This window comes from Flavobacterium arcticum (assembly GCF_003344925.1).
In the GTDB taxonomy this organism is placed as follows: Bacteria; Bacteroidota; Bacteroidia; order Flavobacteriales; family Flavobacteriaceae; genus Flavobacterium; species Flavobacterium arcticum.
The window spans coordinates 185656-197886 of the sequence record NZ_CP031188.1 but is presented as its reverse complement, the minus strand read 5'-3'; the positions used below and the strand labels follow the sequence as shown (position 1 = coordinate 197886).

Below are 12231 nucleotides of genomic sequence, written 5' to 3'. Positions count from 1 at the left end.
GCAAAGATAATGATTATTAGTAAATAAGCAATCGGGTTTGTTTGCTTAAGCTTCATGAGAGTTGCTATATAAAAGTTTTGTAATTTTGTATTATAATATATAGATACATATAATGAATAAAAAAGTACAGCTTCTGGATCTTGGAGTGATGGATTATAAAGAGGCATGGGATTACCAAGAGCAACTTTTTAAAAAGATACTTGATATAAAAATAAATAATAGACGAGAGGGGTTAGAAACCGAAACGCCAAACTATTTATTGTATGTAGAGCATCCGCATGTATATACATTGGGTAAAAGTGGCGATATAGAAAACCTCTTGCTTAATGAAAAACAGTTAGCCGAAAAAGGAGCTACATTTTATAAAATAAATAGAGGAGGCGATATTACTTACCACGGTCCAGGGCAAATAGTAGGCTACCCGATACTAGACTTGGAGAATTTTTTTACAGATATACATAAGTACCTGCGACTGCTTGAAGAAGCAATTATATTAACTATGGCAGAGTATGGTGTTGCTGCTACCCGAAGTGAAGGGGAAACGGGGGTTTGGCTTGATGTAGGTACTCCGTTTGCGCGCAAAATATGTGCTATGGGAGTAAGGGCATCCCGATGGGTTACTATGCATGGCTTCGCATTTAATGTAAATGCTAACTTGGGGTATTTTGATAATATCATTCCGTGCGGAATAAAAGATAAAGCAGTAACATCTTTAAACGTAGAGCTTGGCGTAGATAGGGTAGATGAAAGCGAGGTTAAAGCAAAAATCCTAAAACATTTTTCAACTCTTTTTGAATCAGAAGTTCTTATTAGTGCAGAACTATAGTTAGGTGTAGGTATAGAGAGTTATATGTTTTCGTGATATTTAAAATCGAGTTCTAATTGTTCTGGTAATAGCCTAAACGATTTTCGGTGGTATTTTGTAATACCATATTTTCTTATAGCCTCTCTGTGTTCTTTAGTAGGGTAACCTTTGTTTTTCTTCCAATTATACATTGGATATTCTTCGTGAATTTTCGCCATATACTCATCTCTGTATGTTTTTGCGAGCACAGATGCTGCGGCAATACTCATGTATTTACTATCTCCTTTTACAATACAACTATAGGGTATGTCTTTAATAGGTTTAAAGCGATTACCATCTACTATTATATAGGATGGTTTTGGGTCAAGTTTCATGATGCATTCTTGCATTGCTTTAATTGACGCATTTAAAATGTTTATCTCATCTACTATTTTCGGCTCGATATTTGTTACGGAATAAGATACGGCTTTCTCCTCTATAAGAGGTTTTAGTAAGTTACGGGTTTTTTCGTTTAACTGTTTAGAATCATTAAGTAATTCTATTTCAAAATCTTCAGTTAGTATAACTGCTGCTGCTGTGACAGGTCCTGCAAGACAACCTCTTCCGGCTTCGTCAGTACCTGTTTCATAATAAATTCCCGAAAAATTAGATAATAACATTAAACGCATTTTTGTTAATTATTATACAAATGTATATACCATATGCTAAAATAAAAAATTAACATACATAGAATGATTTTAATTTATATTTTTGCTAATCTTTTTTTTAGAAAAATGTAATTAATTGAATTTTTCTAACCAAATACGCTATTAACTATTAATAATTAAGAAATGAAAAAAAATACTGTAAAACTTTTTGTTTTGGCTTTGGCGCTAGGAAGCAGCTTAACTGCTCTAGCACAAACACCAGAACAAAGGGCAGAAATTGTAAAGCACTATGATTTACAAAAAAACAAAGAGTTATACGAGAGGTTAAAACTTCAAGAAGATGAAAGCTATGAAAGAGCATTAGAGCTTGCAGCTATTAAAGGCTGGCCTCTAGAGATGAAGAAAAAAGGGTATACTTCTACATTAGTGGGGGTGACTGAAGATGATCAGCCAATTTATATAATGCCTTATAATGATGGTGCTAGAAAAACAGCACGCGTTCCTGCTGTTCAGCCAGGAGGTATTTTTGCACTTAATATAACTGGGCAAAACATGATAATAGGGGTTTGGGAGCCTGGTAGTGTAAGAACTTCACATAATGATTTAAATGGAGCTGTTACTGTTATGGATGGTGCAACATTTAGTGGTCCTAGTGATAATAACGGACACGCTACGCATGTGTCTGGTACGATGATAGGTCGAGGGGTTTCAGATCCTGCAGCAAAAGGACTTGCTTATTCTGCAACACTTTGGGCGCATAATGCTCAAAATGACCGATCTGAGGCAAGTGCAAGAGCAGATCAAGGGCTTTTAGTTTCTAACCATTCTTATGGTGTAGATTTTGATATTCAACCAGCTTGGAAAAAAGGTGCTTATGATGTTGAGGCAGCATCGTGGGATGATATGTTGTTTGATCATGATTATTATTTACCTGTTTTTGCTGCGGGTAATGATAGGGTTAACGAAGAGAATAATATAATAGTTGGAGATGGTAATGCAAAAAATGTTGTTACAGTAGCTGCTTGTAATGAGGTTGATCCTTATTCAGGTCCTGGTTCTGTGCAAATGTCTTCATTTAGTAGTTATGGTCCAACAGATGATTATAGAATTAAACCAGATATAGCGACTCAAGGTGTTGGTGTTTATTCTTGTTATGATAATAGTAATAGTGATTACGCAACATTACAGGGTACTTCTATGGCTGCGCCCGGTATAGCAGCTTCACTTACTTTAATGCAGCAACATTATAATGAGCTTAACGGTAATTTTATGATGGCTGCAACTGTAAAAGGTTTAATGATTCATACCGCAGATGAGGCTGGTACGGCTGCAGGTCCTGATCATCGTTTTGGTTGGGGGCTTGTAAATGTTACTAGCGCCGTTCAACTTATTTCGGCAGATAATTCAGCTACTACTGCTGTAATCGAAGAAAATACATTAAGTCAGAGTCAAGTATATACTAAAACTGTTACTGCGGCTAATTCTGATATGTTAAAAGCAACAATCTCGTGGAGAGATTTAGCTGGACCTATAAATAGTGGTGTCGAAAATTTGGCTACCCCTGTTTTAGTGAATGATTTAGATATTAGAATTACTAAAGATGGTGAAACTTTCTTTCCTTGGAAACTTACTAGTGGTTTAACTGCAGTAAAAGCAGATAATATTGTTGATAATGTTGAGGTTATAGAGATTGATAACCCTACCGCAGGTGAGGTGTATACAATAGAGGTTACCCATAAAGGGGTTCTTGAGAACTTTATTCCACAAAAATATTCTTTAATAGTAAGTGGTGTTACTGATTTAGCAAGTGTTTCTGATAAGCAAATTGCTAAATTTGGAGTATATCCTAACCCTGCTCAAGATATCCTAAATATAACTCTTGATAATTCCTTATCAAATTCAGTAACTCAAGCTGTTCTATATGATATTCAAGGAAGAGTTGTTAAAGATTTTGGTGCTTCTAAAACAAATTTAGATGTTTCAAGTGTTGCTTCGGGAGTATACTTGTTAACGGTAAATGTTGATAATGGGGCTTATACAGAGTCGAAAAAAATAGTAATAAAATAACAAACGTAAAGTTTGTTATTTCTTCAGAATAAAAAATTTATACGCAACCTTTCTTAATAATTTGTATCTATTTAAAACAAAGGCTTTAGATTTCGTAATAATTTAGGCTATTGATTTAACATTATTATTCCGAAGTAATATTTGTTTTATTAATAAATTATTAAGAAGTTTGCGGTTAACTAACTCAAATTAATAAAGTATGAGATCGAAGTTTACTTGGATTATGACGCTATTATTAGCGTTTTCATTTGGTTTCTCTTTTGCGCAGGAGAAAACAGTATCAGGTACAGTGTCCGATAAGATTGGTCCACTGCCTAATGCAAGTGTTCTCGTTAAAGGAACACCACGAAACGTGCAGACAGATATTGATGGTAAATACTCTATCAAAGTGTCTAAAGGAGAAGTTTTAGAATTCTCCTATGTGAGTTTTAACGCTCAAAGTGTAACCGTTGGAGATTCCAACGTTATAGATGTAGTGCTTAGTGCAGAAGAACTAGAAACGGTTGTTGTAGATAAGTATCGTAGTACGACACAACGATCAACTGTTGCTGCTATTACTACTCTCTCTGTAGCAGAGGTAGAGGATAGGGCTAATGCATCGCTTATTCAAAATCTTCAAGGTCAGGTTGCTGGTCTTAACATTGGTACTGGATCAGGTCAGCCTGGAGCAGATAGTACAATCATCCTTCGTGGTGTTGGTACTATTAATGGTAATGTTGAGCCTCTATTCGTAGTCGATGGTATTCCTGTTGATGAAGATGGTTTTAGAAGTATAAGCCAAAATGACATTGCTTCTTACAGTATATTGAAAGATGCTGCGGCGACTTCAATTTACGGTAACAGGGGTGCTAATGGTGTAATTGTTATAACGACTAAAAAAGGAGGGTATAATCAAAAACTTAAGTTTAGATATACTACTCAATTTGGTTATACTGAACTTCAAAACCTTAATATGGACTTGATGAGTTCAAAACAACTTTTACAATTCCAGAAAGATAATGGAGTAGGGTATGGTGCTGAATTAAGTGATGCTGAGCTTGATGCTAGAGCAAAACAAGCAAATACATACTGGACAGATATTTTCTTTAGAAAAGGGGTTACTAAATCTCATGATTTAGCTATTACTTCAGGTTCAGAAAACTCTAACAATTTTACTTCGTTAAGTTACTTTGAACAAGATGGTACTTTCTTAAATACTAACTTTAAGCGTTTTACTGTTAGAAATAACTTTGCAGGAAAGTCTGAAAATGGTAAATTTAATTATTCATTAAATCTGAATATTAACTTTTCAAGATCTAATGGTATAGATGGTGCAGGTAGTAATGCTGTGTTCTTTGCTCCTTTTAGAGCTGCACTACACGGTCTTCCATATTTGTCACCTTATAACGCAGATGGTAGTGTTACAAGTGATGGAGGTTTAACTCCTGGAGATCCAAATGCAATTACAGTTGACATGGTTCCTTACGTTTTGCTTAATTCGGCAAAAATGAATAAGGATACAGAAGATGAACTGAAAATGCTAGGTGGTTTTTCTGCGGATTATAACTTCATGAAAAACGTTACTGCTGCTGTTCAGTTAGGTATAGATTATTCAGCTTATCAAACATTAGAAATATTAGACCCAAGAAGTCTTTTAGGTCCATTTCAGGTAGATCAAAATGCTGAATATGGTGGTGTTCATACAGAGACAGCAAGTAGAGATTTTAGATTTAATTCTACTTTTAGTCTTAACTATAATAATACTTTTGCAGAAAAGCACACTGTTGATGCATCAGCATTTATAGAGTATAATAAATCACATTATAATGCGATAAACTTTGAACAAAGAGGTATAGATCCAAGACTTGTGGGTACAGGTGCTGGTTTTGTTGATTCTGGTATTTTTGAAGATTTAGATAATAATACTAATACTAATGCTACACAGCCTTATATACCAACTATTGGTTCGGTTAAGTATACAGAGGGGTTATTTTCATACTTTACCAATGTAGATTATAGCTACGATGATAAATATGGTATTTCTGCAACGGTAAGACGTGATGCTTCATTTAGATTTATAGATGACAATCAATGGGGTACATTCTGGTCAGTAGGTGGTCGTTGGAATATCGATAGTGAAAACTTTATGTCTGGTTCTGAGATTAATATGCTTAAGCTTAGAGCTTCATATGGTACTTCAGGTAACCAACGTATAAATAATGCACAATACTCTGCTCTTAACCGTTATCGTAACCTGTATACATCAGGTAGTGGTTATAATGGTACAAATGCTACTTACCCTGCACAGATTGCTTATACTGACTTGCGTTGGGAAGAAACAGAGCAAACGAATGTAGGTGTTGACTTTGGTGTTTGGGATAATAAACTAACAGGTAGTGTAGATGTGTATAAGAAATTGACAACACAACTTTTCCAAGATACTCCTATATCTCCTATAAATGCAACTTCATCTATAGATACAAATATTGGTGCTATGGAAAATAAAGGTCTTGAAGTGTCATTAAAATATGTTGTATATGATAAAGGAGACTGGAGAATTTCAGTAAACGGTAATACTTCATACAACAAAAATAAAATTAGAGAGTTACCTGAAGCATATGATGGTGTAGTTACAAGTGGAGGATCTACTGCGTTAATTGAAGGTTCTGCGGTTGGTACATTCTATATAGTGAATTATGCAGGTGTTAACCCAGCAAATGGTAACCCATTATTCTATAAAGCTGATGGAGGTCTAACAGAGACACTTACAGATGCAGATAGAGTAGATACAGGTAAATCCATCTACCCTGTATGGCAAGGTGGTTTTGGTACAAACGTGAAGTATAAAGGATTTGAATTTAATACACAATGGAGTTATTTTGCAGATCTATACAGAAACAACCTTGATTATGCAGAGCTTGAGGAAACTAACGTAATTGATGATGGTTCTAACAGAGTTGTTAGTACTGCAACTGCATGGACAGCTCCTGGAGATATAACAAGTGTTCCTCGTGTAGGTAACCCTTATGGTGCTGTAGATTATGTTAACTCTACAGATAGATATCTTGAAGATGCTTCTTTCCTTAGACTTAGAAATATTCAATTTGGATATAGCTTTAATCAAGATATGTTAGCAGATCTTCCTATTAGCGGATTAAGATTCTATGTTCAAGGTGAGAATCTTTTAACTTTTAGTTCTTGGAGAGGCTGGGATGCTGAAGGTGGATTTAGAGCTACTGATAGAGGTAACTATCCAACACCTAGAATTTACACATTTGGTGCCGTTATTAATTTTTAAAAAATTGACTATGAAAAAAATATTTAAATTTAGCTTATTAGCTTTATTTTTAGGATTTGTTTCCTGCGACGATGCTATTGATATTAATCAGGCAGACGAATTAACTGAAGACAATGCATACCAAACCGTAACAGATTTACAAACAGGTTTGAACGGAGTGTATGCTGCTTATACTCCCGATGCGGGAAGCAATGGTACTGCAGATATAATACTTTTTAACGAGCTTTTTACAGATGGAGTAAAAAGAGGAGTTAATAGTTCAGGCCAAGGTAACCAAGAGTATAGTTTTATAATACAGCCAGGTACTCAGTTCCCTGGTACTCTTTGGTCTTCAAGGTATGCTTTAATTAATTATTCAAACAGGTTATTAAAAGCATGGGATAGAATATTCCCAACACTTGAGAGTGCTTCTGAAATAGAGCAAGCAAATCAAATAAAAGCACAAGCATTAACATTAAGAGCTTTAGCTCATTTTGAATTATTGCAGTACTTTTCTCCAGATTATCAAAACCCAAGTGCTCCAGGCGTTATTATTATGGACTTTGTTCCTGAAATTGTAGATGTTTATCCTAGAAATACTACAGGAGAAGTTTTCGAGTTTATTAATAATGATTTGACTGAAGCTTCTGACCTTATAGGTGATTTCTACTTAAGAGAAACAGCTGTATCTTATGAAGCATATTATATTAACGAAAGAGTAATTAAAGCTATTCAAGCTCGTGTTGCTCTATGTGAGGGTAATTATACACTTGCAGGAACATATGTTGATGCAGTAGGTGATGACGGATATTATGATTTGGTATCAGGTGATAATTATAGAACTATGTATACTGAAGATGCTCTTACAGTAGAAAATATATGGACACTTGCAAGAAAAGATGGTGATAATCCAGTTGTTTCATTATTTTATGCTAATGGTGCAACTATAGACGGTAGTCCTTTCTTTGAATTATCTTATGGTTTGTATGATTCGTTTGATGTTGATGGAGATGGAGATGCTGATCCTGATTCTGACATAAGATTAGGTGGTATTCTTTTACAACCTACATCTGTAGTGAGTAATGACGGTAATGATATTTTACTTATAGGTAAATATCCTGGAGGTCAATTTGGTCAAAGTATAAATGATATTAAAATTATACGATGGGCAGAAATGTTGTTGATTCGTGCAGAAGTTCAAGCTCGTGCAGGTCAGCTAGAAGATGCAGCTGCTACAGTTAGAGATCTTCGTTCAAATAGATATACAGTAAATGTACCTACTTTTAGTTACGGTACTATAGATATAGCTCTAAGAGATATATTAAAAGAAAGACGTAAAGAGCTTGCTTTTGAAGGACATAGATATATAGACCTTAAACGTCTTGGTGCAGAACTAGGAATAGGTATAGATCGTGATTCTCGTGACTGTGCATCTTTTGCAGCACCATGTAACTTGCCAGCGGGTGATTATAGATTCACTATGCCAATCCCTCGTAGCGAGATTAATGCGAACCCTAGTATAGAACAAAATCTAGGTTATAATTAAAAAAAAAAAAAATGAAAACATTATTTAAATTATTAGCTATAGCGTTTATTTTCGCTTCATGTGAAGATACCGAGCCAATTATCTATAACGGTAATTATGAGCAAAATGATACTTATATTTCTTTTTCAAGATCTGTATATCTTTTGCCAATAGTACAAAATTCTACAGGAGAAGTTAATGTAGTTTTTAATGCCAGTACAGTTACTGATACTGATAGAGTATATGATATAGAAATAGGATTCCCTGATAACTCATCAGCTGCAAATCCAGCAACTTTTACAGTTCCTTCTACCGTTACTATACTTGCAGGTTCATATCAAGGCTTTTTTACAATTTCAGGTGTAGATAACGATCTTGTAGATGAGACAAACAAGACTTTTACAATGACTATTACTAATGCCGATGAGACTTTCGAATATTCTGATAGTCTTACTGCTACAGTAAATATTTACGAAGTTTGTCCATTACAATCAGATTTCACAGGTACGTATTATATGGAAGTTGCAGAGAACTATTTCACTGATCTTCCTGGTTTTGAGGCAGGTGAGGTTGTTCTTGCTGAAGGTAGTACTCCATATGAAAGAGTATTTGCTGCAACCGCTTACCCTGGTTACGGTGGTAGCGAAGAAGTTATTATAGCTTTTGCATGTAATTATCTTAACTTAGGAGAAAAAGTTGCTAGTGGAGTAGCGTGTGCAGATGATCCTGATGATAGCTCACTTACCTTTGCTCCAGCTGACCTTGAAGATAGATCTGCTTATAATACCAATGATGATTCGTATTTTGAAATGACTGTTATTGAAAATTCAACGTCTAATTGTGGCGGTGGACCACAAAATACGATCATTAAGTTTACTAAAGTAAATTAGTAATTAGTTTAAAAGATACAATCACTTATGAAAAAAATATTTTATAGTTTTATAGTAATTGCTGCTCTTTCTTTAGTAGGATGTAGTGGTGATAATGACCCAAATGACGGAAGGTTTTTTGATGATCCAGAGAGTGGATGGGTTACATTTAATTTAGGATCAATAGCTGAGCCATTGCCGAATTTTGCTTATGGTATAGCAGGTTGCGAAGTAGAATCTCGTCAAATAATTGTGCCACTTTTGCTTGATGCTCCCACTAATAAAGATGGGTTACAAGTAGAGTATACAATTACTGATTTTGAAGGGACTTCTGAAGGTGTTATTAGTCATTCAGGGTATGCTGTTTTTCCTAAAGGTAGTCTTGAAGGTACAATAACAATAGACTATCCAGAGACAATTGAATCTTCGATAGGATTTGTAATCACTTTGACAGAAACTAGCCGTAATAATGTTGTTATTGGTCATCCAGATGATACGGAGCCTGTAACTTATATTGTTAGAATCAATAAAGGTAACAGAGACTCTTTACTAGGTATCTCTGAAGATACTTTTGTAGAGCTAGAAGAAGAAGATGAGTTGACATACTTAATATCTCAAGGAGCAGCTTCTAACGAAATAATAATCTCGAATATTAGTAAATTGTTTACTGATGACTCAGTATCTGAAACTCGTGTTTTTATAAATGAAGACGGTACGATAAGTGGTCCTGATTTTTCAGAAAATTTCCTTTACTTTAATGGTGATGTTGCAGCTGATTTTTATGTAGGAGATATTGAAGGTACTTATGATGCTTGTGAAGGTGTTATTGATCTTTCTTTTAAATTACGTTTTGGTACAACAACAACTGGTGTCCAAAATGTAGTTCTTAATAGAATATATCCTAACTAATATATATTTATATATTACCAGTTTTAAATTAAACCCGCTTATATAAGCGGGTTTTTTTATGCGCTTTAACGTATAAAAAATTATCTTTGCTATGTATTATAAGGCTATTCATGTATAAGAAGTTTATTTTAGTTTGTTTTTCTTTATTACTACCCTGTATAGTTTTTAGTCAGGTATTGCAAAAAAGAAACTCCAGAAACATTACAGATACTACTAGTGTATCTAAAAATAATAGAACAACTACAGTACCTACTGTTTCAGATAGTATTGCTACTATTGATATGTATAAAATTATCAGTATTGAGCGAGATACTACTTATATTGATACGTCGTTAACAATACAAAAGGAGTATACTGAAAACTATTTACGTAAAGATATATTCGGTTTATTACCATTTCATAATATAGGACAAACCTATAATACCCTTGATTATGGCTTAAAGGATTATTCTCCTTTTCCTGAGTTTGGTTTTACAGCAAAACATTTTGCATACATGGAAGTTAATGATATAAATTACTATCATGTTGCCACACCGTTTACCGATTTGTTTTATCGTTCAGTTTTAGAGCAAGGTCAAATACTAGACGCTTCTATAACAGTAAATACATCCGAGAATTTAAATCTAGCTATTGGTTACAAAGGTTTGCGCTCTATAGGTAAATATATAAACTCGCTATCTAGTAACGGTAACTTTAGATTTATTACCAGTTATAATACTACTGATAGACGTTATATACTAAGGCTACACATGACAGTTCAGGATTTTTCTAATCAAGAAAATGGAGGTATTGTAAATACCGAAAATTTTGAGAGTAGTGAAGCTCCATATGATGAACGCGCTCGACTTGAAGTATATCTCAATGATGCAACATCATTGCTTAAAGGTAATCGCTACTTTATAGATCACACTTTTAGACTTAGTAAAAGTAATCCTAATAGCATAGTGCTACACCATAGATTTAATTACGAAAATAAATCTTTCGAATATACCCAGCCAACACCGTCTGATCGTTTCGGACGTGCACTTACATCATCTATCAACGATAAAACTAAGTACAACAAAATGTATAATATGTTTGGAGCGGCTTATTCTAACGAAACTATAGGTGATCTTGAGTTTTATGTAGAAGATTATAATTATAATTATTACTATAATAGTATTGTGTTATATCCTGATGGTACTATTGATATACCAAATAAAGTAAGTGATAGAATTAATACTTATGGTGCCCGTTATAGCTATCAAAAAGACAAATGGAAAGGGAGCATTTTAATTTCTAACTCCATTACCGACCAATCGCTTGCCAATATCGATGCATCAGCACGATATACTTTTGATGAAAGGAACAGTGTTTTTCTTCGATATCAAAACATGAATAAACTGCCTAATCTTAATTTTAGACTTTTTCAAAGTGATTATGAGGAATACAATTGGAGTGAGAATTTCAATAATGAAAAAATAAACAACTTTGAAGTAGAAGCAAAAACACAATGGATTTCGGCATCGCTACAATATAGCGTGTTGAAAGATCAGTTATATTTTAGTGATGATGTTGTAAATACAGAGGATGACGAAGTTACTAGATTAGAAGTGAGTCCTAAACAATATGATAATACTATTAACTATTTATCATTAAAAATAAATAAAGAGTTTAAGTTTTGGAAACTTGCTTTAGATAATACCGTATTGTATCAACAAGTTGATCAATCAGAGAATATTCTTAATGTGCCAAAATTTGTGACAAGGAATACGTTATACTTCTCAGACCATTTCTTTAAAAATGCACTATACATTCAAACAGGTATTACTTTCCAGTATTTCTCTAAGTATTATGCGAATGATTATAATCCAGTTATTGGTGAATTTTATATACAAGAGAAAAAGAAAATAGGCGATTATCCGTTAATGGACTTCTTTATTAATGCCAAAATACAAACGTTTAGGGTGTTTTTAAAAGCAGAACATTTTAATTCAGGCTTTTCTGGGTATAACTATTATTCGGCGCCTAACCAACCTTATCGTGACTTTACAATAAGGTTTGGCGTAATATGGGATTTCTTTACATAACAGTTAAGACAGGAAATTCATTATTTTCTTTGCAAGAGATATAATATCTTTGCTTAAATTTTTTATAAAGACAATAAAATTACA

8 protein-coding genes are annotated in these 12231 nt (G+C 33.9%); 7 read left to right on the top strand and 1 reads right to left on the bottom strand.

The annotated features are described in order from the left end of the window. Window positions 1–112: 112 nt before the first annotated feature. On the top strand, window positions 113–826 hold the full coding sequence (gene lipB / locus DVK85_RS00870) for a lipoyl(octanoyl) transferase LipB (RefSeq protein WP_114676622.1): 714 nt from the start codon (window positions 113–115) through the stop codon (window positions 824–826). Between the two features lie 20 nt (window positions 827–846). Here lipB and DVK85_RS00865 read toward each other — a convergent pair whose 3' ends face one another. Then, window positions 847–1464 (bottom strand): ribonuclease HII, encoded by a 618-nt coding sequence (locus tag DVK85_RS00865; RefSeq protein WP_114676621.1) that lies wholly within the window; start codon window positions 1462–1464, stop codon window positions 847–849. Between the two features lie 171 nt (window positions 1465–1635). On the opposite strand from DVK85_RS00865, the gene DVK85_RS00860 reads away from it, so the two are divergent. The 6 genes from DVK85_RS00860 to DVK85_RS00835 all read left to right on the top strand — a co-directional run bounded on the left by DVK85_RS00860 (window position 1636) and on the right by DVK85_RS00835 (window position 12147). Continuing rightward, window positions 1636–3519 carry a S8 family serine peptidase gene (locus tag DVK85_RS00860; protein WP_114676620.1) on the top strand — a complete coding sequence of 628 codons (1884 nt, stop codon included), beginning with the start codon at window positions 1636–1638 and terminating at the stop codon, window positions 3517–3519. A 199-nt stretch (window positions 3520–3718) separates the two neighbouring features. Further along, entirely contained in the window at window positions 3719–6796 is a 3078-nt protein-coding gene (locus DVK85_RS00855) for a SusC/RagA family TonB-linked outer membrane protein (RefSeq protein WP_114676619.1), read from the top strand. Window positions 6797–6806: 10 nt separating this feature from the next. Then, window positions 6807–8321, top strand: coding sequence for a RagB/SusD family nutrient uptake outer membrane protein (locus DVK85_RS00850; RefSeq protein ID WP_162845322.1), 1515 nt, complete (start codon window positions 6807–6809; stop codon window positions 8319–8321). An 11-nt stretch (window positions 8322–8332) separates the two neighbouring features. Next, the gene (locus DVK85_RS00845) at window positions 8333–9190 is read left to right on the top strand and encodes a hypothetical protein (protein ID WP_114676617.1); all 858 of its coding nucleotides are present in this window, start codon (window positions 8333–8335) and stop codon (window positions 9188–9190) included. A 27-nt stretch (window positions 9191–9217) separates the two neighbouring features. Beyond that, window positions 9218–10078, top strand: coding sequence for a hypothetical protein (locus DVK85_RS00840; RefSeq protein WP_114676616.1), 861 nt, complete (start codon window positions 9218–9220; stop codon window positions 10076–10078). A 110-nt stretch (window positions 10079–10188) separates the two neighbouring features. Then, on the top strand, window positions 10189–12147 hold the full coding sequence (locus tag DVK85_RS00835) for a putative porin (protein WP_114676615.1): 1959 nt from the start codon (window positions 10189–10191) through the stop codon (window positions 12145–12147). Window positions 12148–12231 lie beyond the last annotated feature (84 nt).

Bases quoted from the DNA above. Each gene is read 5' to 3' on its own strand.
- DVK85_RS00850 (WP_162845322.1), top strand. From the start codon at position 6,807: ATGAAAAAAATATTTAAATTTAGCTTATTAGCTTTATTTTTAGGATTT.
- lipB (WP_114676622.1), top strand. From the start codon at position 113: ATGAATAAAAAAGTACAGCTTCTGGATCTTGGAGTGATGGATTATAAA.
- DVK85_RS00840 (WP_114676616.1), top strand. From the start codon at position 9,218: ATGAAAAAAATATTTTATAGTTTTATAGTAATTGCTGCTCTTTCTTTA.
- DVK85_RS00855 (WP_114676619.1), top strand. From the start codon at position 3,719: ATGAGATCGAAGTTTACTTGGATTATGACGCTATTATTAGCGTTTTCA.
- DVK85_RS00835 (WP_114676615.1), top strand. From the start codon at position 10,189: ATGTATAAGAAGTTTATTTTAGTTTGTTTTTCTTTATTACTACCCTGT.
- DVK85_RS00845 (WP_114676617.1), top strand. From the start codon at position 8,333: ATGAAAACATTATTTAAATTATTAGCTATAGCGTTTATTTTCGCTTCA.
- DVK85_RS00865 (WP_114676621.1), bottom strand. From the start codon at position 1,464: ATGTTATTATCTAATTTTTCGGGAATTTATTATGAAACAGGTACTGAC.
- DVK85_RS00860 (WP_114676620.1), top strand. From the start codon at position 1,636: ATGAAAAAAAATACTGTAAAACTTTTTGTTTTGGCTTTGGCGCTAGGA.